The sequence below is a fragment of the Lysinibacillus sp. HST-98 genome (assembly GCF_016757845.1).
GTDB lineage: Bacteria > Bacillota > Bacilli > Bacillales_A > Planococcaceae > Lysinibacillus > Lysinibacillus capsici.
In genome coordinates this window covers 1-22,562 of sequence record NZ_JAENHX010000003.1, presented here as the reverse complement: position 1 = coordinate 22,562, position 22,562 = coordinate 1, and the positions used below count along the sequence as shown (strand labels likewise).

Below are 22,562 nucleotides of genomic sequence, written 5' to 3'. Positions count from 1 at the left end.
CTTTGTCATATTGTTTAAAATCTATTTAGGCATGGTATTTAATGCATCTGTCACATTTGTCATGTAGTGCAAGAAAATGACACCAGCAAATCCACCCACTAAAAAAAGCGATATTAGAATTGGAAATAAACCAAATTTATCGCTCGCATTCATCTTATGTTGTATCAATTCATCAACCTTATTTTCCTGAAGGTTTTGGATATATCGCTCTAATTCTTGTATAGATTCCTTTTCTACACCTTGTTCACTAAATTGGTAAATCATATTCATAACCATGTAAGCCTCACTAGAACCTATATAATCCGCAAATTCTAAATAGGCATTTCGATCATTTCCATTCTCGATTTTCCGAATAAGTTTGATCAATTCTTTATCCAATGGATCAGGCGTATATTTCAACGCTACTTTCAATGTTTGATAGACATTTCCTGAACTCGGTAGTAATGCTATGAAGCTCTGCAAAAATTGCGGAAATAAAAAGGAATTTTTTACATCAATATTTTTCTTGGTTGCCAGCAATTTTATATAAGCAAATTTCCATCCTAGATAAAAGCCAGCTGGTAAACCAATTAACAATATTGGTTTTTTAATCACCATAATAATCATTGTATACAGCATGGTTACAACCACAGCGTATAAAATACGATGGATTAGAAATTTCTTTTTATCTTTTCCGAAAAACTCCAAATGAGCGTCAAGCAACCGTTCCTTTAACAACTCGTTAAACATCTTATTGACTCCCTTCCATAATCAATTTTTGAATAGTTGTTATCTTTTCATCTTGAGATGAAGACATGTTTTTTTGCATCGTTTTTTCGCGTTGTTCTCGCAGAATATCTGTCCATTCCCTCAAAACTTTATCTGGTAAGTATTTTTTTAAATCCTTGAAAATTCTACGTTCAATAGGTAGTGATTCAATCGTTGATTCGTAAGTAAGATAACTAAAGAGCTGTAAAAATGACCAGGTAGGGATTTCATCTAAATAATCATCCGTTGATTGTAATAGTTGATACAAGGTACTTGTCAAATTAGAAAACTCTGCTGTACTCATCGCTGAAGACATACAAACAAAAAGGTCTCTTTCACTTTTTGAAGTGAAGACCATTTCAGACATCTTTAAATTGTGATACTTAGTGGACATAATGGGTAGAGATAATATGGACTTACTATTATCAAAGTCCTCTGCTAGATACTCCCAACGGAACTTAGCAGCTGTAACGCCCGTATTAAAAATAGGCTTAGGCACAATTTTTCTACGCTCATTATCTTGACGCTTATTAGCACGAACGACTACAGATTCCCCTTCTTTTAACTGCATTAATTCATCTGGCATCAGTAATGCACGTTCTTTCACGGATTCACTATGCGACTTATCTGTAGACAGTAATTTCCCACTACGACTCACATCTGTAATTGTTTTTGTACCAATGAGCGCGGAGAACTGTTCTGCTGTCGCTTTATCTTTCGTTAAAATATATATTTGGTTAGAGCAGTTACCAATGATTGTATCTGCGTCATCACCATATAGGGATTTCATTTGAGAATAAGCTTGTATAATTAAATGGAACCTAAACCCTCGGCCAGCCCCTACAGTAACCATACCGTCCATACCATCCACTACTGGCATATTCCCAAATTCATCAAGTAAAGCATGTACATGGCGTTTCATTTTGCCACTAGGACTCATAGTAGCCTTCTCAGCATTTACTCGGTATAATTGACTCACAAAAATACTGGCCAAAACGTGGTTCGATTTATCATAGTCAGGCGTTACCATAAAAATCGCAATTGGCTTGTCGCCAAATCCAATTTCTGTTAAATCTAAACTGTTGTAACTTGTAAGTTTTGCATTGGGTTCTAATGTGAAAATTTGCAATTTATCCATCGCTGATGAGAAAATTCCTGCACGTGTATTACCAGCAGCAAAGTTACTTGTTGCATACATCATTCTGGCAGGATTGACTTCATCTCTGGCTCGGAAGAATAAATCTAATGCGTTTTCACCTGTCCCCTCGTCATTATCACTTCCAAGTGTAGAAAGGAAATTAGCTACCGAATATAAGTTAATCGTATCTTCTTTACCAGTTAGTAACGCATCCTCAGTCAAAGCTAAAATGATTGCCGTCACCAAAGATTGAGCTAAGTTGGACCAAAACTTATCTTTTGCTGATGGATCATTGTATAGCATAAACCCTACGCTATTCGCATACTGTTGCGCTAAACTCGTATTTCCTGATTTCCACGCATCGATAACTACTTGTAATGGATTAAATCCCATTCCCATGTATTGTTGTATTAAATTAAATACATGCACTTCGTAACCACGAGCAATTAGCGTGTCATAACTAGCAGCTGCAAGTTCCCCTTTTGGATCGTTGACAACTAAGGAGGGCTTACTTTTGGCTCGACTCAGTACATCTATCTGAGGAAATACAAAAGTTTCCCCTTTACCTGATCTCGTAATCCCAATAACCATCGTATGAATGGGTCCTTCATCGATTAATAGACGGTACGGACGCCCTTTTTCCTGTAAAGCTGAAATAATGACGCCACCATCACCGTCATATTCTTTTTCTGCAGCAGGTATAATTTTGTATTGCTTTTTTAATTCACGCACCTGTTCAAATTCACTAGTGCCGTGCTGCCCTTTATTCAAATCCACAAAATTCAAGCGAATTTTATAGATAAATTTCACAAATCCTATCGTGCTTAGAATTGCAAACCCTATATAAAACGGAATCCAAGTTGACTGAAATTCTAAAAAGCTTCGCCAATCAATCGAAAAATATACACTCTTGGGATCTGCCTGGAATTGATGGAACGATGCCAGTATAGATTGAAGGAATGCAAGCACAAAATTCGAAACAAAAAACATGAGTGACCAAAAAACTATAGAGAAAACAAGAAGTCCTTTAGGTTGTGCTAAACGTTGTAAATATTTTGTTTCATTCATAGACATTACTCCTTTCTTTCAAATTCCAACAAAAAACACGCTCTGGATGTAGTAGTTACATCTGAACGTGTTTGATTTCTTGTTGCTCTCTTTGAGGGGCAATATTCCCATAGTCCGTATTTATATAAGCTATAGCAGCTACAAATACAAAAAACAAAAACCAAATTGACTTTTTGAGAAATTTTTTCATATATCTCACCTTATTTGTATTGGAAATTCAATTCATACTGGTAATAATCTTCATAAGTACGCGTATCAGAGGCTGGTCTTACCACTGTTCCTCGGTACTTATAAATACGTGTATCCATTTCAGGTCTTGTAACTGTACCAGTGTAATTTTGGACGTACTCATAAATACGTGTATCTGTAGCTGGTTTTGTTACTGTTCCCTTATAAGCATATACGCGTGTATCAACTGCAGGCTTTGTGACCATTCCTTTATACTTATCTACCAAAATATATCCACTGTAAAAGCAAGTTGTAGTATCCCCATCAATCGTGCGATCTACTAAAGTTAAAGATTGTCCATTTATATAATAAAAATGAGAACAACCACCCGTCCCCAAGTTAGGATAAACCTCGCTTATAGTAGTGAATTCTTCAACTTGATAACGTTCTAAATATCCAAAGTAACCATCTTGATGATAATTGGCTGAATTTTGGTCTTGAACATACTTAGTATCGCTTGGAGTATACGTTCCACTTACAAGATACTTTTCAAGCTTGCCTGTATAACCATTTTCATTGTATTCTTCAGCTGTAGCACCCTCTATCCATTTTGTATCTGAAGGTGTGTATTCGCCACTAAAAATCGTTTTAACTGGATCTCCACTCTTCAACAAATTACCTCTATACCCGTCCGATCCATAATCTATAGAACCTGGGAAAACGCTAGTAAATAAGGATGTTTTAGTTGTCGTGATCACCTTACTATCAGCTGGCATAAGTTTCCCACTATAAAGATAGCGTTCTAGGGTGCCTGTATAACCATTTTGGTTATACGCAGCTGAGTCCTCGCCTGTCACATATTTTTCATCTGCCAGCGTATTTGTTCCTCCTGTTTGTACTTTTTTTACTACTTTTCCACCTGATACTTTAACGGTCACTTTCTCCCCTTCAACATGTACAACTTCTACTTTCCCCATATCTACAGATACACCCAGCAGATTTTTTAATCCTGGTACCGTAAATGTGTACTCTTTATCTGGCTGCAATGACTCAGGTGTTTTTGTAGAGTATGACTTTGCAATCTCAGTTGGCAGATTAGGTTCATTAGAATTACCACCATTTTTACCTGTGGAACGTTTCATAATCACGATTTTATCTTGACCATCTAGCGTTTTCTTACCACGCACATTTTGATAGTTGTATTCATACCCAATAACAATTTCTTCTCCAAACTTAACAAGCCCTGGCTTAGAGAAAGTCACTGTTAAATCCTTTTTCTTTAATCTTTGAACTACTTGTGAAACATGTTCAGACACACCGCCTTCTTCTTTGACAAGCTCTGTAACCTCTTCTGTCATCTTCAAAAAGGCATGTTGATGGAAAGCATCGATAGACATCATGAGAAGAAAAGGAAAAACCACAGCTGCAAACAACGCTGTGGCCAGAATAGCACCTTTTAGGTTAGACATATGAAATCTCTCACTCCCTTCTTGTGAAATGACTCACCACTCTGCTAAACCTTTCGGTTCTAGCACTTAAAGGTAGAAAGTTTTATCGTCCTCAATTACTTATATACTCAAATTGTAGTTGATATTGATAGTAGTTGGCGTAAGTACGTGTATCTGATTCTGATCTTGTGACGTATCCTTCGTAATCCCAACTTGGATTACCTTTAGAATTGTCATAAGCTATACCAGTAAATTTACGAATACCCTTAGTAGCTAAAATTTCAAGGGTATCTCCATTTTTAGGATTAGGGACAATGGTATTAAGATCAGGTTTATTTGGATATTCGACACCGTTTAATAATTCTAGTGATGATTCCCCAGCTCTATAAACATACTTAGGTTCATCGAAGAAGGTATCCACATAATCAATTAAATCACCTACCCAAGTTACACCATTTGAATCTGTTTCTTTGTACTTGAAAACAGTGTTACTACAACCTGTTGTTCCGCTAGTACGAGTCCAATCTCCATCTTTATAAACATAAAATGAAGAGCTTCCATCTACCAAATGTATACACAAATTATCACCTGTTACTTGTTTACTTGGTGCTGTTCCTGAATATCCAACGTATTGTAACTTACCTACATACCCATCTTGGTTATAATTCAAGTATTTCGCTACTCTAGGACTACTTCGTTTTTCTGTAACTCGAACAAATTTCGTATCAGCTGGAATAAATGCTCCACCTGTTTGAACTTTCTTTGAGATGGCTCCATTAGAAACTCTCGCTGTTACTTCTTCACCGTTAACACGCACAATTTCAACATTTCCAGTATTTGAAGTTACATTTAGTATATTTTTTAATCCTGGTATGTTAAACGTAAATTCACCATTGGCATTTAACGATTCAGGCGTTGTCACAGAATATGTTTGAGGTTCCTTTGGCGTGGTAGGATTACCGCCACCTGCGACTATACGTTTGTCTATTACCACTTTATTTTGTGTAGCTAACTTTTGTTTACCACGTACATTTTGATACTCATATTGATAATTAATAACAATTTCTTCTCCAAACTGAACTAAACTAGGTTTAGAAAAAGTCACTATGTAGCCTTTGCCCTTTAAATTATTCGCTACCTGTTGTACTTGTTCGGAAACGCCACCTTCTTGTTTAAGAAGCTCTGCTATTTTTTCTGTTGTACTGAGATAAGCACGCTGTTGCAAAGAGTCGATTCCAAAACTTAATAAGAAAGGAAACACTACACCAACCCATAGTGCCATCGCCAAAATTGCACCTTTTAGATTTGACATGCCTGTGCTTCACCACCCTCCCCTTAAAGTAAAAGGCACTCACCAAATTTGGTGAGTACCTACTCTAATTCATTCAGTGTTAAGTGTCGTTCAGCAGTACCCTTCACTTTACCCTTTTCATCAATATATCGAATACGATATTGGATACCGCGAATATCTTTATCAATGGATGTTACTTTACCTCCTGCATCTACAAATGCATAATTTACTTGGAGCTTGTAGGTAAGATTTTTTTGAGTTGCTGCAATTTCAGTCAACAAATTTTCTACTAATTCCTTTTTGTCTATATACAAAGCGTCCTTCTCTGATCGTCCCTGCTCATTTAAGCCTGTTCGAATGGCTCCTACATGAGCAGTTTCCAAAACCACTTCAGTTTCGGCCATTGTACGTGTCGTTATATTCTGAACTGATGCCCCGTAGGCAATAAACCCTATAAAAGCTACGAACGCTAGTAGTGGTACAAACCATTTCAAAAAAGTCGTCATAATATCTCCTTCCTTGTGTCTTATCGTTCATATTGAAGTTTCCGCATTTGATTTTCTTTTTTGAAAAGTTGTTGATTAACACATTTCTCAAAAGACTTATGATCATCCAGAGAAAATTTTATTGGCGATAAGGCATCATCAGGATATTCAAAAACTTTGTACTCTAAATTCATTTTCTCAAAAAATCCAATCAACTCATGTGTTTTGTTCTGACCTTCAGCTGTATGTGGCATAGCTAGAATAAATGTTTTATGCTGTAAATCCCTGTTTAACATTAGTTTCTGGATAGCTTCTTTAAAATCAACATTGTCCTCTCCCTGTAAAACTAATACGCCACATTCTGCATCAACACTTCGGAACGATAAAGCATCCATTCTCGAATTGCATATTACTACATGTTGCATGGACTTTTTAATATCAATATAATTTCTGCTGTTTGACTCAAATTTCTTATCAAAAAACTGAACATATCGCTGAAATTTTTCCTTTTCCTTTACTAAAAAGTCATTTCCATCTTTACACGTTTCAGGGTATATAAAAATTTGATAATCAGCATGTATTTCTTCCAGACAACTAGCGATTTCTTTGGAAGCTTTATAACCAGCAACATCATCGTCCATAGCAATAAGAAATCGCTTATTCTTAAATTTTTCTGGATTTTCTTTTATATAGTTGCAGAGAGTTCGGTATTTCCGAGAACCTGTTAATGCCATAATTCCAAGCGTTTTATCGATTTCACGAAATGATAAACTGTCCAAAATAGCTTCACCAATAACAACGGTTTTTGCCTCTTCAGGAATATCAGCAAAAAAATCCCTCGCTTCATTTGAGGGATTCACAACTAGTTGTATTTCTTTAGGCTCAATATTTGGATTAATGGATGAACGTAACAAAATTCGATCTATACGACCATCCTCACTAAATAACGGAAAGACAAGGTTTCTTTGACACATCCAATGATTATCCGCATAATTCTTCGGTAATAATCCATTCGCATATTCAAACATAAATTTCACGCCTTCTGGATTAGAAAAATCAGCAATGAACGGGGAAGTAGTTGCACGTGAAAGTCCTCGATAACCCTTGTCTAAGGTGTCACTTTCGATATTTTGTAGGACATGATTCATTAATTTTGTAAAGTCGGCCAGCTGCTTAGACTCCTTAACGCTAAGTCCCTTTCTTTTATCTTGATCAGTAGAGTAAGAGATTTCAGCCTCTTTTTCTTCGTAGGATAAAATAAAACGCTCACCACAACTATTTTCTCGATTGCATTGAATGAAATTCATATTGTTTTTATAAATAAACGCTTCCTGTTGCTGGCACTCTGGACACGTACAAATGAAATATCTGCCTCGATCCTTTGCATTTAATTCGGCCAACATCTCATTTATATCTTGATAAAGTAATTTATTGTGGCTCATCCTCCTTCACCTCATCTCTCTGTAATTGCTTTTCAATATCCAACTTAAATTGTTGTAAAATTGGACTTAAAACAAGAGATTCAATCATTTCATCATTAGCAAGCGAGAAGCCTTGCGATAAAATAGCATCATATTTTTCTTTTAAAGCCGTAACCAGTGTTAAATGAATTTCGTAAGCTTCAGCAAAACTATATTGTTCTACAAAAGTTGAAAAAAGGATCAGCTGAACAGCCTGATATAGTTTGAAATTGGGACATAAAGCCTCAATACGATGTTTTCCTACAGACTGAAAACTTGCACCAGCATATTGAGAAAATTGTTTGAAAGCTGTATCCTCTTGCAATATCAAATTTACCTTCTCCTCTAACAGTTTCTGCTGTTGAAGAAAGTCTGTTTGCTCACCTTGCAAAGTCTTTTGAGCATCGAGGACTAACTTTTCTAAAGCAGTTTTTATAGCTGCCATCATTTGCTCAAGTTCTGCATAAAAGCCTGTTCTAACAAGTGGTTGCATGGTCCCATATACTTGATTTAGTTGTGAACCATCTAAATAAATAGGGAACGGTTCAAAAGCAGAAACACCGAATAGTTGATCAAAGCGAATCGCAAATGTCGCAAACTCTTTATTAATAAACAGCTGCTTTTCCTCCTCAACATACTCCTTTAGGGTGTTGACATACTTATGTCGTATATCTTCTTCCCAACTATCAAATGTTAGAATTGTATGCTCAAGCTGTTTTTGGAGGCTATCTTTTTTGTCAAAATGAACTTGGCTGATAACTAAACATTGGCCATCAATCCAAAACTCAAAAGACTTGGTAGAGGCTGCCCTTTTTTCTTTTGCAATTCTGTCACGAATCCTATCAATAATTCCTTCTGCTTCGGTAAAAAAATAATTCCGTTCTTCATCAATTTCTCGAAAGTAATCACCGTCATCCTTGAAACGAATCAATAATTTTCGTAACACATTGTTTTCTCCTTCCCTTGCTTTCCCTCAGTAAAATATTAGATCAGAATCCAGATACTTTTCCTGTCATCCAAGCAACGAAAGATGCAGCTAGATAAACAATGGCGAATCCGATAAATACGTTCATCATCCAAGACTGCGCACTTTCTTTCTTTTGAGGATCTTTTGCAAACATCCAAACAAGACCAATAATAATTAAAACCAAACCAGCTACTGCAGGAGCAAACTTTTGTACATCATTTGCAATCTCATTAATCAGCGTAATGGCATTATCCATGCTTTATACCTCCTTTTCCTTAGCTAGAGAAGCTATCATTCCTTTATTTTCTAAGCTAAATTCAAGAATTAGAGCTTGATGTTGCTGATGTAGCCAATCAAAATAAGACTGTCCCTGTGCCTCAAATATTTCCTTTACTAAGGCCTCAGTTTCAGCAAAACCTTCTGGCTTTACTTTGCTTTGTCGTTTTCTTTCTGATGGTGTCAATTTGTAATTCTCCTTTCGATAAAATAAAAAAGCAGAAGATTGTTATCTTCTGCTCATGACTGCCTGCCCCTACATGGCTAAATAAAGCCTTTATCATACGCCAATTCCACCAAATACGTTGTCTACCATTTTCGTCCATCCAGCACCGATTTTCTCCATTAAAGGATCGATTACGCCAGTGGCAAAGCCTACCATTCCACCGAATAAAACTAAAACGATGATGGCTAATGTGATCTCTGCTTTATAGTTATTCAATTCCTATCCCCCCCTTCAATTGAATTAGAGCAATAAAAAAAGAAGAGTCTCTCACGCTCTCTTCTAAAAGGCTGTCTTTTTAAACGCCAATTCCGCCAAATACGTTGTCTACCATTTTCGTCCATCCAGCACCGATTTTCGCCATTAAAGGATCGACTACACCAGTAGCAAAGGCTACCATCCCACCAAATAAAACTAAAACGATAATAGCTAGAGTGATCTCTGCTTTGTAGTTATTCAAAATTCTCCACCTCCCTTCAAGGGCAATAAAAAAAGAGTGGCCAACGCCCCCCTCTCTTGAATGCATTAATATTTAGTTCCAGCCCCAAGCTGCCTGTCGAACATTAATAAACTATCAAACACATTATTTTTTAAATGGATTAGAACCATCTTTAAAGATACCTTTTGCCATAACATCAGGATGATTATATTTACTGTCAAAGTAATCTTTAGCTACTTCAGCAACACCATTTTCTTTCGCCAAAGTTACAGTGTGATTAAGTCCAATTACGTAAGGAACGATTCCAGGAGCTTCATTAAAAATAGCAGCCTGCTTTTTAATGTAGGCTTTCATTTCAGCCTCAATTACAGCGCGCTTTTCAAGGTCATTCCAGTTATCGGCCAATTTTGTTTTAAAATTTGTAAGATCATGTTCAATTAAATTTCCCCAGAAAATTTTATTGTACTCGTATTTACCATCGACAAGTTCAAAGTACGCTGGTGTTTTTTCAGCTTCAAATGCACGATATGGTTGCCAGTCATTTTCTCGAATGCCGTATTGAATTAACTCTTGGCGATTTGCATTTGTTGCATAAACATTTAATGCTTTAAGTGCTTCGTGTGGTGTATACTCATGCTTATTTCCATACATATCATAAGTATACTCACCTGCTTTATCTGCCCAAATATCTGTGTCAGAAAGCTTCACGTTAAACGTTTCTTCTAATGCTTGTCGACGCTCACTATCATTGTTTGATTGTAGTTTTTGCTGAGTTGTTGTTTTTACTGGTGCTACTTCTACAATTGGTTCTACCTGGTTAACTGGTTTTGTTTCTGTTTCGGCAGCAAATGCTGATGTCATTAGCATCATAGATGCCACAGCAGCGAATGGCACAGCCATCACTTTACGTTTAAGGTTTTTTGTCATTTTCACTATAATCCCATCCTTTTTTAGTATCTTAGTTTTTAAAAATAGAAAGGACTCCCCAAATTTGGGGAATCCCTATCGTTCATGAGCTTGTGCAGCCATAGCTTTGTTTTGCTTTCGATCAAGTTGTACTGGCTCATGCTCGTACAACTTTTGATCGATAACAGTTGTAAAGTCCTTTAAGCGTTCGTTCATATAAAGAATGCTCTGCATCAACTTTGATTTAGCTGAATCTTTTACTTCGGAAATACTATCGCGAACACCATTCCGTAGCCCAATTACCTTGTCATCCATTTTTTGTTTGGATGTTAATGTACGTTCAATAATAGAATCTTTGAAATGCTGGCGACATTCCTTTAGAAGATTTTTCATTTCATCACGATAGTCAGCGAATGTCTTCTTCTTTGATTGTTGATCCACAGAATTGAGCATTTGTTCGATACCTATTTCAATACGATTAAATTGCTCACTTATTAAATGTTCCACCTCTTTCTTAGTTAAGAAAGATTGGTCATTTTCATCACCAACTGCCTGTGTTTCGACAACCTTCATTAATTCAGTACCATGTTGTTCAATTTCATTTTGCATGTCTTTTGTGAATGTATCCTTTACATGCTTTCGTTTTTGATATTGTAAGAACATATCTGAATTAGTTAATGAAGGATTAAGTCCTTCATATGAAAAGCCATGTTCTTCAGCAATTTTCTTCGCATATTTTTCCGCACGCCACAGTTGTTTATAGGATTTTAATAAGAAAGGTTGAAACTCATCCTTTCCTTCACGACCTTTGTAGCGTACAGCTGCGTCAACATGCCATTTTCCATCATCTCCGTACATGCTCAAAGTAACTTTTGGTTTATTGCCGTGTACTTCCTGCCTACTTTCTACAAAAGACAACATATCTGAAATGTCCACTGGCTCAAGTTCATACCCATAGATTTGTTGCTTTGAACGTTCTTCCATTTTCTCTTTTCCCTCCTATCAAAAATATTAATATCTCAAAAGCGAAAAGGATCTCTCCTATAAATAGGAAAGACCCTTTATGTATCCTGTCAAAAGTTTTTCTTTCTTCAGGACATAATCTTCTGATACTAATACTTTAGCACAGATTTTCCGAAAAAAAGTACGCAATTTGTACGCGGTTTGTACGCGGTTTGTACGCGGTTTGTACGCGGTTTGTACGCGGTTTGTACGCGGTTTGTACGCGGTTTGTACGCGGTTTGTACGCGGTTTGTACGCGGTTTGTACGCGGTTTGTACGAAGTATCGCTTGCCCTTGGCTACCGCGATACTTTAATACTGTGTATGTACCTAGCAAGAACTACTTTTATCAACTGTATAATTGTTGTTGAGATGGTTTACTAATCCAATTCCAATTGCTTTTTAATTGAATAAATAGTATTTCTAGCAAGACCTGTTTCTCGATGAATATCATTACTGATTCATTTTGCTTTAATAATTGGACCACTACATTATAGATAAGGCGATCCTTTCCCTTTGCTTCAGCATGATATTTTTTAGGCTTTCCTTTAAAAGCTCCGCGCTCTTTTGCAATAGCGATACCTTCTGACTGTGCTGTTTTAATTCGATTCCGTTCTTCTTCAACCATCCACGAAAGAAGTGTCAAAACGAGATCGGATACCAGCTGGCCAACACCTGCTAATTCTTTATATTTTCGTGTATCAAGGATCGGCATATTTAAAACAACAATATCAATTTCATCTTCTATTATTTGCTTCCATTCATTAAGGATTTCTTGTTTGTTCCGCCCGAACCGACTTAAATCATGAACGACCAACACATCACCAAACCGCATTTTCGATCTCATTTCACGATAAACAGAACGAGCAAAATCTTTCCCTGACTTTTTTTCACTGTAAATTTTCTCACATCCGAAAGCTTCAAGCTCTTTCAGCTGGCGATCTAAATTTTGATCAACAGAACTAACCCTTGCGTAACCAAAAATCATTATGTATCGACTCCTTTAATTGAACAACTTATAATGAACACTCTGATACATTGTGTCACTTTTGGAGGTAATTTGCGCTTATTTTAAGCGTTATTTTGCACTATAAGTAAACATAAATAAGCCCAATTTCTCGCATTAAAATTGAGAAATTGGGCTTTTATCGTTACTCCGGAAAAGCGCCCGATTAATAGTATTATTGATAAATATGTCATTTTTAACTTAGTAATGATTAAAATGATTTTTCAAAACAAACACATTGGTGAATACGTTTATTATTTGTAAATTGGTGAATATCTTTCCCAACGTAATGAGTAAAAGCGTTAACTAAGTATAAATTGGGCATGTTACTTTGAATTCGATGATTCATTTCATTTCCCTCAAAATAAACGTGATAATAAGAATCAACGATATTAAAATTCATTTTTTCATACCAGTTTTGAACCCATAAATCATCTCTTGTCCAAGCCTCAAATCGATTTAATTTCATTCTTATTGCTTTAGTTTCAGCAGCATAGAGTAATTGTTGTCCTATTCCTCGTCGGGAGAAATCCGGATGAACAGCGATATGCCAAATCATCCCTCCTAACCCTTCTCCTCTGGAGCAAACTGTTCGTTCTTCTGTTTCATATTCTACATCAATAAGCCCAACAATTTGACCGTCCAACTCTGCGACTAGCTCGATTGCTGGATTTTCATAACGTTCTTTCTTATTTAGTACATTATCAAAATAGGCAGTCTGTAAAAACGCAAGTGTTCGGCATCTTACCCAACCAGTCTCGTCATTAACTCTATAGTCTCTAATAATCACTTTTTTCCCTCCGGATTTTAGGGACCACGTAGTTTATAGGGGATTTATACGTTCATCCCTTAAAATAGATTCACCCCGTTAAATATGTTCGCGATTTTCATAATATACCGCCTCCTTCTAATTATAATTATTTAAATTTTATCAGATTTTTCCAAAATATACACTGATAAATGACAGATTCCATACACTATAATACCCCCCCAAAAAAGGAAAAAGCACAATTCTTGCTACAGAATTGCGCCCTTTAATTGAATATCGATCAGCCTCTATTAGCTGGTTTCGCCTTCCATGAAGCCATGTTTCACTACAAAGAACGTAAGAAAATACGGTTCTTACATGGTAGTTATATAATTAGTTACCACCCCATAATACATATTCATATTTAGAGAAGTCCATTTGATGTTTCATAAACTTTTGAATGGAAGCTGCTTTTTTGTTAGTGAGTGAAAATGAGCCAATTACTGGATGTTCTTCTGATAAATTAAATAGTTTACGATATTCATTTAAAGGGATACCAATAAGTTCTTCCTCTCCTACAATTAATTTATCCTCATCATTCTTTTCTTTCCACTCGATTCTTCTAATTATTTCTTCTTCAGTGAGACAATAGGGTGACCTAGCATCCTCAACAAAAAGTCCATTAGCCTTCGCAAAGGAAATAGATGACGCACATTTTACACTTGAACCGATATACATGTAATAATCCCAACCGAAGTTCACAAAAAAGTTCCCTTTTGAATACAATTGACACCAACCAAAGTTCCTTAAAATCATTTTACAAATTGTTCGTATTTCGTTTGGATTTACTTCTAAATCTTCCTGTAGATCTAGTTCATCAAATGCTTTTTCATACAACGCCATAGACTTTTCTTCAGGTGAAATATCAAATTTAGATAATTGTAAAACTCTCAATTTATTTAGTCCGGATTCTTTTAAAAATGTTGATACGGTATTTAAATATGCAGATTCAACCCTGAAATACTCATCTAAAGTGAACTCTTTTCCGTCTATTATTTTTCCAATTTCAGAAGGACAAGTCCACTCTTCTTTTAATGTGTAGTGTCCATTATCATCTCTAAAAGCAGGATTGTATTTAGTTATTCTCCATTGAAAATTTATTTGATATGCCATTTTACCCCCCCATTATTTCTTACTCTATGCTTCTCACACTAAACGCTCGGTTACTTTAAGTACAGAATTTCACAATCTCTTCTAAAATTTAGCATAGATTTCGCTTTTCTTTAACAGAGTTGCTCAACAATCTGGCCCTTTAATTAAAAATACGCATCTCTTTATTAAAGAAATGCTCCCGATTACTGAATATAAAATGGCACTCAGTTATTTTTCTAAAGCCACGTTAATGCCTTAAAGACAAATCAGTTCAGCTAACTCACCCTCGAATGCAAATAGACGCATTTCTTATTTGAAATGCGCTCAATTCATGGAATAACCATAAACGACGAAATATCAGTATAGTACTGTTTTTTCTAAAAGGAAGAATCTAATTCCCAGGTAACCTTACCTAAAGCATTCATTAGGGCTTTCGCTCTTTTTTCAAGATTCTCTGGTAGATTATTCTTACCAAAGTACTCGAGATTAATACTCTCTCCATCATTCATCTCAAGCTTGCCACTTACTTTTATGGCTCGATATAGACTGATTACACTATATGTTTCATCCCCATTTGGATAACGGAAAAAATATTCTGGACCAGAAAATATACCAATTAATTCAAAGCCATTAGCTTTAAGTCCTGTTTCTTCTTTTAACTCACGAGAAGCAACTTCCTCTAAAGTCTCTCCTAATTCCATAGAGCCACCCGGTAATCCCCAATCCAATGTATCAGAACGATGTTGTAGAAGTATTTCATTTTTATCATTTATCACAAGTATAGTTGCCCCAACACTTATAATAGGACGACTACCAATCAGTTTTCTTAAATCAGATATATAATTCACTCATTAACCTCCCTGAATGCTAATTAATTATACTCCATTAAATGGCCCTTTAATGAAAACGAGCGCTGTTCGGTACTGCACCCCAAAAGTTAGAGTGAAAAACTAACTTTTGGGGTGATTTTTATGACTAAATATAGTGAAGAATTTAAATTGATGGTGGTTCAAGAATATTTAAGTGGTTCTATAGGATATCGAGCGATAGCGAAGAAGTATAGTATAGGTGATTCTCCATTAAGGAGATGGGTACGTGCTTATAAAGAGTTTGGACGTAACGGCTTATTAGTTAAGAAAACGAAGCAGTTTTATTCTGTTCATTTTAAAATAGATGTATTAAACTTTATGAAGCCAATTAGCTGCATAATAAAAACTCTAACTTTAAGGGGTCACTACCTTCCTTATTACGGAAAAGCACCCGTTAGTTGAACAAGAAAAGTGAAGCTTATTCAAATAAGAATATATTTTTTAAGGTATTTGCATTATCTTTATTTAGTTCTCCGTGACTGTTGTATTCATCAATGCTACCAATTGTTCCTGTACCAGTATTTTCATTGTACCAAATTCCTAATTCCCTCAATCTTTCAGGCTTATTACCATCAGTGTAAAAAAATGTAGCTTTTACATCTGGATTTCTAGCCATGTTAACCCCTGTATCTTCCCATTTAATGTTTTCGATTGTTTTCTTTAATAAATCAATTGATTCATTATCTGTTATCATTAAAACTTCTTCGTAATTTCCTTCTTTACTTAACTTTTGAAAATCTACTCTTGTTAATTCCCTTTCTTCTTCACTATAACAGGCAACTAAAAACATTGTTGCAAAAAGAAAAATAATGGATATTATTCTTTTCAAGTTCATAAACCTCCAATATTAGTTTTCAATACGCAAATATTCGGAAGGATTTCTCATGACAAAATGTTTTTCAATAGACATTAGGACTTCATCATTTCCAGGTAATGAAACCGTGGCAATTGCCTCTTTAAACGATAACCATTTATATTCGCTGTGTTCGTAATTTAATGTGACTTCTTGTTGTTCTTCAACATATCCAACAAATACAGGTGCAACATAAATATAATTTTCTTTTGGTGAATATATTTGATCAAATTTATTAGTAGTATATAATAAAATCTTTGTAATACCTGTTTCTTCTTTGACCTCTCTTACAGCAGACTCCCAAGCCATTTCTCCTTCCTCGATACCTCCGCCAATATAACACCAAACATTATTTAATACAGATGTAGACCTTTTCAATAACAGTACTTTATACTCGTTTTCGATCTTTTTTAAAAGAACAATTGCGACACCTGTACACTTTATTGGAACTTCACCATAATCTCCACTCATTTACTCACCTCGTAGTGTTTTTCTATAACCCTTAACTTTCCTTTTTGCTTTAAATACAATTATTCATAATCTCAATATAGAGAACGAAACTTTGTGGTAAATGTTTCCTGGAAGTGTACGAAAACCTCAAAAATATGGCCCTATAATAAAAAAACACCCATTTCTACATGAGTGTCTTAATTGAATGAAAGTTGTTTAAAAGTATTTACTGTATAAATCCTGTCTTAGCTTTCCGCTTAGCTGAGCATATATCTTTGTAGTCTCACTCTTTTCATGACCCAGTAAACTTTGAATGACATCAATTGGCGCACCGTTATTAATCATATGCGTTGCATAGCTGTGTCGTAACTGATGCGGATGTATACTCTTTTTTATACTAGCACGATTTGATATGCGCTTGATAATATACCTTAAATTATCAATGCTCATTCGCCTTTTTGGCCGTCTGTCCGTAATAAACAAACAAGGTTCCTTATCCTCTCGTTCATCTAAATACCTTTTTAACCAAATAGAACAACGGGTATTAAAGTACACCTCCCTTTCTTTATCACCTTTCCCTTGTACAATTACTGAATTCGATTGAAAGTCGATATCTTCTCGATTTAATTTTACAACTTCACCAATACGGCAGCCGGTTGAATACATAAACTCAAATAGGGCTTTCTCCATCGTTGTTTGACATGCTTCCCTTAGATGTTCTATCTCTAATTCTGAGAGAAATTTAGGAATCCTTTTACCTAATTTCGGCTCTTTTAATTTAGCTGCAGGATTTTTTAGAGTATAACCTTCTTCATGTGACCACCTAAATAATGATTTAACACAACGAATCCTATGTCCTAAACTGGAAGGCTTTAAGTGGCCTCCTGATCGTATTAAATATTCTTTTAATCTATCTGTATTAAATTCGTTCATATCAATATCACCAAAAAATCGTAATAATAGTTTGTATTGAGAACAATATGTTTTTAATGTAAGCGATGAATATCCCTCGATTTTTTTATCCTGTTGATACCTTTTCCATGCTTCGGATAATAACATGTGTCTTTCACTCTCCCACCTATAAATCTATTAATTCTAAATTCTATTATGTTCAATGAAAGGTTTTTTCATACAAGGATATTCAACAACCTAAAAAATAGTGATAGTTTTGAACTCTAATTAATCTAAAAGGCACTTTCCTTGTTTCCAGGAAAGCGCCCGTTTACAGCATACTATCTTTTCCGCAAACTTTACTAAAGCAAGCATAATATCGTTTGAAAAATTCAGCTTCTATTCTTCTAAAGGTATTATAACTGGGTAGAGCTAACTATCACTGCAACAGAAGAAAAAACTGTATATTTTAATTCCCGCTATCATGTGGTTTTTTTAGCTTTCCTAAAGAATAGTAAAGCAATAGCCAGAGTCAATATATCTGCCAGCGGAATTGCAAAGAAGATTGAAAAGGACGGACTAATGGAGAAAACATCATATTTCTCAAAAATATACGGCAATACTACGACTAATGGAATGACTGAAACGACTTGTCTCGTTATCCCAATGATTACTGCTTTCATTTCACTTTCTGTAACTTGCAGTAACGTCATGATTGTATAAGTAATTCCAAGCATAGGGAAAGTGATGAAAATAACCTTGATAATGGACATAACCGATTCAATAATTGCTTGATCTCCTGTAAATATAATGAGGATGTACTTTCCGGCCAAGAATACAATTGCCGTTATCCCGATACCGTAAAAGAAGCAATATTGCACTGTTTTCTTCACAACCATAAGCTTTTTCACTTCGTCGCCTTTTCCATTGAAATAAGCAATAATTGTTTGAACAGCTTGTGTGATGCCGATGATTGGTATTAACATAAGCATGTACATTTTATTGGCAATATTCCACATCGCGATATGGGCATTGCCCCCTACAGTGAGTAACTGATAATTCACGATAAATGCAGTGACTCCTGCCAGCAATTGAATAGTCGTTTGGGCAAATCCGATTTTAAACATCTTATATGACATATAAACGAACTCTTTAAATGAAAATCGATTCGATGTAAACCAGTTTTTATTCTTCACAAGGTACATAACTGATAGGAAAGCACACACAACTTCACTAATCAGAGTTCCTAGTGCAATACCCACCATGCCTAATTGAAAGCCGAATGTGAGAATAGCATTACATACAATGTTAATGATCACAGAAAGAACAATAATCACGGCTTCAGCTTTTGGATTTCCAAATGCCCGGATAGTACTTGTAAGCGTGTAACCAGCGGCACTGAATATATTACTGATAATAATGATTTTCAAATAATCCTGTGCAAGAGTATATACTTCCGCTTCAGCACCAAACATTGTTAATATTGGGTCCATAAATAAGTAGACAAGCAGTGACGTAATTATACTGACAACGAGCGTCATGATAAAGCCGCTCTTAAAATAGTTGTTCAATTTCAACATATCATTCCGACCCAAATATTTGGAAATCATAATGGCAGTAGAAATAGCAAAAAGTGTTTGAAGTGCAACAAACACAGCCAAGAGTGGTGATAGTAATCCCATTGCAGTCAAAGCATTTTCACTTTGACTACCTAAATGTCCCGCAAAGGATGTATCCACGACCGAAGTCATCGTTTCTATTATTAACGAGAATATTGCCGGAAGTGAGAATGTCATAATTAATTTATTTACTGATTGACTTTCATATATATTATCTTTCATGTTTTATCCCCCCTAAAATCATAATAGCACTCAAAACAAGTCATATAATGTCTTATTTGAGTGCTATCTTTTTATTATCTTTATAAGGGATAAAGGTTCTTTCAAACTCCACATCTGTGATGTCCGCTTGACTAATTGTTGAGATTTTAATCAATAGATATTCTTTCTCAAAAGCATATAAATATAAACCTTCAGGCCGCAGCACGTAACTAATAGGCGCAACAACGAGCTGTTCATCATTTACTGAAATATCGAGAAGCTGCTCTTCATCCAGACAGTGATTTATTTTCTTATATATGCCTTCTGTCATATCAATTTTCTCTTCCACAAGATCTACTACTAAATAATTTTCTGCATCGTTCTCGTAAAGGTGAATCAAATCAGGTGAAATAAGAGACAACTTCTTCAACACACTATCCTTATGTTTTTTTGTTGAAATACTATCATACATAGATAACGCAAAGGTAATCGTTTGCAGATCTTCCTTTGTCAAAAAACTTTTTGATAACTTAAAGTTTTCCTCTATATATATCCCACCTTGATTTCCCTGTTTGCAAGTTACTGGTATTCCCATCATAGATAATTTATCAATATCTCTTTGAATGGTTTTAAGGCTTACCTCAAAGGTACGTGCTAACTCTTTATGGGTTGCTTTTTTCACTTTCAGCAAATAGAGCACGATTTCAAATTGACGATTTCGAATGATATTCCCCTCCAATATAGTAGTAAGTATTACTTACTCAACCGATCTCAAGAAGACAACTTCATATGACTAAATAAAAAAATATGAATTATTTCAAATAAGACATTATATGTCCTATTTACCCTGCTATAGTTACGTTTATAGGCTGGATAAAACGTAAAGGCAAAAATTCAGTGTCACTTCATTCCGTACTTATCAATGCAATGAAGTAGCTGTGATTTGCCCAAATCAGATCGGAGTAAAGAAATGAATAAAGAATATCAAGTAAACAACGAAGAATTATTACGCTTACCAAAACGTCAACTTGAATTGGATATTGCCAAAGGGATCGCGATTATGTGTATGATTGCAGTGCATATACAAAGTAGCTTATCAGTAAATGCAATCATTCATTCAAATGCAGGTGGGATTATTGAGCTACTGGGTACGCTCCCTGCGGCGCCTGTGTTTATGTTTTTATTGGGAACGGGGGCAGTATACTCGCGTAATAACAGCCTGAAAAAATCTATCGACAGAGGCTTGAGGATTTTTGCGCTGGGATATGTATTAAACATCTTAAGAACCGTAATTATTTTCTTTCCTTCGCTACTGTCAGGTGAATGGGTGAACCAAACTGGTTTCATAATCAAGAGCCTTCTTACCATTGATATACTTCAGTTTGCGGGACTCGCGATCATCTGTGTAGGACTAGTTAAAAAATCAGGAATAGGAATCTATCCAATTTTAACACTTACTGTATTATTAGCGAGCACAAATTATATTATGCTTTCCTTCCAGACAAAAAATGATTATATCGGTGCGGTCACCGGTTTATTCTGGGGCTCGTGGGAATGGGCTTCATTTCCATTAATCACGTGGATTTTTTATCCAATGACAGGTTATTGCTTTGGAATTCTGCTCAAAAATGCACAATCAAAAAAAATCTTCTACAAAAAAAGTCTTCTATTATCAAGCACAGTATTTATGTTGCTAGCCTTTTTGACATTTATTTTTAAAATAGACACAGGACTTATGAGTGAAGTTTCGTACGCTCACCACACATTGTACAATAATTTTCTTTATACATCTTTTATTATTGTTTGGATTTCCATCTTGTTTTACACATCCAAGGCGTTCCCAAAAGTTGTCACCGATACGTTAGTACAATGGAGTAAGAACGTAAATTCTATGTACATCATCCACTGGGTATTGATAGCTCTACTTATTGCAGTTTTCGGAATGAATAATTTAGGTCTCTTGACGACGATTATCTTATTTCTAATCATTTGCGCAGCCAGTGACTTTCTAGCGAAATATTATAAAAAGCGAAAGGAAAACTTGGTTAATTGAATATTTTCATAGTTGCTGTTAGTACAACATATGTCACCATATAAACAAAAGCTGAGATGTCGCAAGTTAAGAAAACATTGACACAAGAGTTATCAAAAATGTGCATCATTGTGAAACGGGCGCTATTTTTAAAATAGCGCCCAATAATGGAACTGTAAAGAATTATAAACATTTATTGTTTTTATAAACATTTATTGTTTATATAGGATTTCCTTTTTATCGTGTTTAGTAAAAAGTACCCAATATGCTTCAGCAATCCGATTTGGATCAAAAAATGTTCCTGGTTTTACTACACCACCTATGGTTACAGTACCGACAGTAATGCCATGAGGTGACAATTCATCTGCAAGTGTAAAAGTTAGTTTGCGTAATCCTGCTTTGCTTATTGCTGCAGAAGCTCTTGATGCAACAGGATTTAATGCAAGCATTCCACCAGTGAAAAGGATTGTTCCTTTTTGGCGTTCAATCATTTCTGGTATGACTTGTTGGGAACTAGTTAAAGCACCTGCTACGTTCACATTAAAATCGTTCAATAAATCTTGTTGATCCAAAATTGAAGGGTTGTTTATAGTATTCGCACCTGCATTATAAATTAAAACGTCTGGTACTCCATAGTCTGATTTTATTTGATTAAATGCAGCTATAAATGAATTTGAATCTGATACATCAGCAGTGATTTTCCATATGCCTCTATGTTTTCATTCTGAAGTTCGGCGATTTGTAAGTCTAATATTCCCTCCTTCTTGCAAGGAGAATTACTTTAAAGTCATTACTACCAAATTTTCTTGCAATGCCAGCACTTACCCCGGGTCCTGCACCAACAATTACTATTAAAGATTTACTCATTTTGATTATTTCCTTTTTAATTAAACACTTAGCAAAATCAATCTATAGAAAAAATACTTTCACTAGACAAAGGTTACCATATTCAATGTCTTTTATTCAACAATATGGCCCTTTTCATGAAGAAAGACGATTTCCTAATTTCAGAAAAGTGCCCGATTGTTGAAGATCGTTTTTGAACTAAAGCACCTGGTTAGTTCAATAAGAAAAAAAGAGCTGCATACGCAACTCAATTATTTTTAACTAATTCTTAATATATA

The 22,562-nt window shown here is 35.3% G+C and carries 25 protein-coding genes; 2 read left to right on the top strand and 23 right to left on the bottom strand.

The window, feature by feature from the left end; all coding sequences use genetic code 11:
- Nucleotides 1-21: 21 nt before the first annotated feature.
- The 17 genes from JIN86_RS08675 to JIN86_RS08595 form a co-directional block, all read right to left on the bottom strand.
- Nucleotides 22-729: a flagellar assembly protein FlaJ gene (locus JIN86_RS08675; RefSeq protein ID WP_202341710.1), complete on the bottom strand. Its 708-nt coding sequence runs from the start codon at nt 727-729 to the stop codon at nt 22-24.
- Nucleotide 730: 1 nt separating this feature from the next.
- Complete coding sequence (locus tag JIN86_RS08670; RefSeq protein WP_202341709.1) at nt 731-2,953, bottom strand: VirD4-like conjugal transfer protein, CD1115 family; 2,223 nt, start codon at nt 2,951-2,953, stop codon at nt 731-733.
- Between the two features lie 200 nt (nt 2,954-3,153).
- Nucleotides 3,154-4,590: a hypothetical protein gene (locus tag JIN86_RS08665; RefSeq protein WP_202341708.1), complete on the bottom strand. Its 1,437-nt coding sequence runs from the start codon at nt 4,588-4,590 to the stop codon at nt 3,154-3,156.
- A 91-nt stretch (nt 4,591-4,681) separates the two neighbouring features.
- A complete protein-coding gene (locus JIN86_RS08660; protein ID WP_202341707.1) occupies nt 4,682-5,881 on the bottom strand; it encodes a hypothetical protein in 1,200 nt (399 codons plus the stop codon).
- A gap of 59 nt (nt 5,882-5,940) precedes the next feature.
- Entirely contained in the window at nt 5,941-6,366 is a 426-nt protein-coding gene (locus JIN86_RS08655; protein ID WP_004230920.1) for a hypothetical protein, read from the bottom strand.
- Nucleotides 6,367-6,386: 20 nt separating this feature from the next.
- On the bottom strand, nt 6,387-7,787 hold the full coding sequence (locus JIN86_RS08650) for a toprim domain-containing protein (RefSeq protein WP_202341706.1): 1,401 nt from the start codon (nt 7,785-7,787) through the stop codon (nt 6,387-6,389).
- On the bottom strand, nt 7,774-8,751 hold the full coding sequence (locus tag JIN86_RS08645) for a hypothetical protein (RefSeq protein WP_202341705.1): 978 nt from the start codon (nt 8,749-8,751) through the stop codon (nt 7,774-7,776). Before JIN86_RS08645 ends, JIN86_RS08650 begins: the two co-directional genes overlap by 14 nt.
- A 43-nt stretch (nt 8,752-8,794) precedes the next feature.
- On the bottom strand, nt 8,795-9,028 hold the full coding sequence (locus JIN86_RS08640) for a pilin (protein ID WP_004230916.1): 234 nt from the start codon (nt 9,026-9,028) through the stop codon (nt 8,795-8,797).
- 3 nt (nt 9,029-9,031) lie between these two features.
- Nucleotides 9,032-9,235 carry a hypothetical protein gene (locus JIN86_RS08635; RefSeq protein WP_004230914.1) on the bottom strand — a complete coding sequence of 68 codons (204 nt, stop codon included), beginning with the start codon at nt 9,233-9,235 and terminating at the stop codon, nt 9,032-9,034.
- A 93-nt stretch (nt 9,236-9,328) separates the two neighbouring features.
- Nucleotides 9,329-9,490: a hypothetical protein gene (locus JIN86_RS08630; protein WP_202341704.1), complete on the bottom strand. Its 162-nt coding sequence runs from the start codon at nt 9,488-9,490 to the stop codon at nt 9,329-9,331.
- A gap of 79 nt (nt 9,491-9,569) precedes the next feature.
- Nucleotides 9,570-9,731, bottom strand: coding sequence for a hypothetical protein (locus JIN86_RS08625; protein ID WP_004224145.1), 162 nt, complete (start codon nt 9,729-9,731; stop codon nt 9,570-9,572).
- Between the two features lie 123 nt (nt 9,732-9,854).
- Entirely contained in the window at nt 9,855-10,643 is a 789-nt protein-coding gene (locus JIN86_RS08620; protein WP_202341703.1) for a hypothetical protein, read from the bottom strand.
- A 69-nt stretch (nt 10,644-10,712) separates the two neighbouring features.
- Entirely contained in the window at nt 10,713-11,600 is an 888-nt protein-coding gene (locus tag JIN86_RS08615; RefSeq protein ID WP_202341702.1) for a hypothetical protein, read from the bottom strand.
- Nucleotides 11,601-11,966: 366 nt separating this feature from the next.
- Entirely contained in the window at nt 11,967-12,605 is a 639-nt protein-coding gene (locus tag JIN86_RS08610) for a recombinase family protein (protein ID WP_237497199.1), read from the bottom strand.
- Nucleotides 12,606-12,834: 229 nt separating this feature from the next.
- Nucleotides 12,835-13,413: a GNAT family N-acetyltransferase gene (locus JIN86_RS08605; RefSeq protein WP_202341701.1), complete on the bottom strand. Its 579-nt coding sequence runs from the start codon at nt 13,411-13,413 to the stop codon at nt 12,835-12,837.
- Between the two features lie 351 nt (nt 13,414-13,764).
- On the bottom strand, nt 13,765-14,544 hold the full coding sequence (locus JIN86_RS08600; protein WP_202341700.1) for a DUF7683 domain-containing protein: 780 nt from the start codon (nt 14,542-14,544) through the stop codon (nt 13,765-13,767).
- A 356-nt stretch (nt 14,545-14,900) separates the two neighbouring features.
- Nucleotides 14,901-15,371 (bottom strand): NUDIX hydrolase, encoded by a 471-nt coding sequence (locus tag JIN86_RS08595; protein WP_202341699.1) that lies wholly within the window; start codon nt 15,369-15,371, stop codon nt 14,901-14,903.
- Between the two features lie 123 nt (nt 15,372-15,494).
- Here JIN86_RS08595 and JIN86_RS08590 point away from each other — a divergent pair, with 123 nt between their 5' ends.
- Nucleotides 15,495-15,794: a transposase gene (locus JIN86_RS08590; RefSeq protein ID WP_202341698.1), complete on the top strand. Its 300-nt coding sequence runs from the start codon at nt 15,495-15,497 to the stop codon at nt 15,792-15,794.
- 16 nt (nt 15,795-15,810) lie between these two features.
- On the opposite strand, the gene JIN86_RS08585 is transcribed toward JIN86_RS08590, so the two are convergent.
- The 5 genes from JIN86_RS08585 to JIN86_RS08565 form a co-directional block, all read right to left on the bottom strand.
- Nucleotides 15,811-16,221 carry a hypothetical protein gene (locus JIN86_RS08585; RefSeq protein ID WP_202341697.1) on the bottom strand — a complete coding sequence of 137 codons (411 nt, stop codon included), beginning with the start codon at nt 16,219-16,221 and terminating at the stop codon, nt 15,811-15,813.
- An 18-nt stretch (nt 16,222-16,239) separates the two neighbouring features.
- The gene (locus JIN86_RS08580; RefSeq protein ID WP_202341696.1) at nt 16,240-16,716 is read right to left on the bottom strand and encodes an NUDIX hydrolase; all 477 of its coding nucleotides are present in this window, start codon (nt 16,714-16,716) and stop codon (nt 16,240-16,242) included.
- Nucleotides 16,717-16,911: 195 nt separating this feature from the next.
- Nucleotides 16,912-17,754, bottom strand: a complete 843-nt coding sequence (xerA, locus tag JIN86_RS08575) for a site-specific tyrosine recombinase/integron integrase (protein WP_202341695.1) — start codon at nt 17,752-17,754, stop codon at nt 16,912-16,914.
- 314 nt (nt 17,755-18,068) lie between these two features.
- A complete protein-coding gene (locus JIN86_RS08570) occupies nt 18,069-19,427 on the bottom strand; it encodes an MATE family efflux transporter (RefSeq protein WP_202341694.1) in 1,359 nt (452 codons plus the stop codon).
- A 52-nt stretch (nt 19,428-19,479) separates the two neighbouring features.
- On the bottom strand, nt 19,480-20,145 hold the full coding sequence (locus JIN86_RS08565; protein ID WP_255538244.1) for a helix-turn-helix transcriptional regulator: 666 nt from the start codon (nt 20,143-20,145) through the stop codon (nt 19,480-19,482).
- A 231-nt stretch (nt 20,146-20,376) separates the two neighbouring features.
- On the opposite strand from JIN86_RS08565, the gene JIN86_RS08560 reads away from it, so the two are divergent.
- On the top strand, nt 20,377-21,459 hold the full coding sequence (locus JIN86_RS08560) for a heparan-alpha-glucosaminide N-acetyltransferase domain-containing protein (protein ID WP_099805420.1): 1,083 nt from the start codon (nt 20,377-20,379) through the stop codon (nt 21,457-21,459).
- A gap of 191 nt (nt 21,460-21,650) precedes the next feature.
- On the opposite strand, the gene JIN86_RS08555 is transcribed toward JIN86_RS08560, so the two are convergent.
- On the bottom strand, nt 21,651-22,085 hold the full coding sequence (locus JIN86_RS08555; RefSeq protein WP_370568676.1) for an SDR family NAD(P)-dependent oxidoreductase: 435 nt from the start codon (nt 22,083-22,085) through the stop codon (nt 21,651-21,653).
- Between the last annotated feature and the right edge of the window lie 477 nt (nt 22,086-22,562).

Bases quoted from the DNA above. Each gene is read 5' to 3' on its own strand.
- JIN86_RS08670 (WP_202341709.1), bottom strand. From the start codon at position 2,953: ATGAATGAAACAAAATATTTACAACGTTTAGCACAACCTAAAGGACTT.
- JIN86_RS08650 (WP_202341706.1), bottom strand. From the start codon at position 7,787: ATGAGCCACAATAAATTACTTTATCAAGATATAAATGAGATGTTGGCC.
- JIN86_RS08600 (WP_202341700.1), bottom strand. From the start codon at position 14,544: ATGGCATATCAAATAAATTTTCAATGGAGAATAACTAAATACAATCCT.
- JIN86_RS08590 (WP_202341698.1), top strand. From the start codon at position 15,495: ATGACTAAATATAGTGAAGAATTTAAATTGATGGTGGTTCAAGAATAT.
- xerA (WP_202341695.1), bottom strand. From the start codon at position 17,754: ATGTTATTATCCGAAGCATGGAAAAGGTATCAACAGGATAAAAAAATC.
- JIN86_RS08660 (WP_202341707.1), bottom strand. From the start codon at position 5,881: ATGTCAAATCTAAAAGGTGCAATTTTGGCGATGGCACTATGGGTTGGT.
- JIN86_RS08655 (WP_004230920.1), bottom strand. From the start codon at position 6,366: ATGACGACTTTTTTGAAATGGTTTGTACCACTACTAGCGTTCGTAGCT.
- JIN86_RS08580 (WP_202341696.1), bottom strand. From the start codon at position 16,716: ATGAGTGGAGATTATGGTGAAGTTCCAATAAAGTGTACAGGTGTCGCA.
- JIN86_RS08560 (WP_099805420.1), top strand. From the start codon at position 20,377: ATGAATAAAGAATATCAAGTAAACAACGAAGAATTATTACGCTTACCA.
- JIN86_RS08610 (WP_237497199.1), bottom strand. From the start codon at position 12,605: ATGATTTTTGGTTACGCAAGGGTTAGTTCTGTTGATCAAAATTTAGAT.
- JIN86_RS08570 (WP_202341694.1), bottom strand. From the start codon at position 19,427: ATGAAAGATAATATATATGAAAGTCAATCAGTAAATAAATTAATTATG.
- JIN86_RS08615 (WP_202341702.1), bottom strand. From the start codon at position 11,600: ATGGAAGAACGTTCAAAGCAACAAATCTATGGGTATGAACTTGAGCCA.
- JIN86_RS08675 (WP_202341710.1), bottom strand. From the start codon at position 729: ATGTTTAACGAGTTGTTAAAGGAACGGTTGCTTGACGCTCATTTGGAG.
- JIN86_RS08665 (WP_202341708.1), bottom strand. From the start codon at position 4,590: ATGTCTAACCTAAAAGGTGCTATTCTGGCCACAGCGTTGTTTGCAGCT.
- JIN86_RS08640 (WP_004230916.1), bottom strand. From the start codon at position 9,028: ATGGATAATGCCATTACGCTGATTAATGAGATTGCAAATGATGTACAA.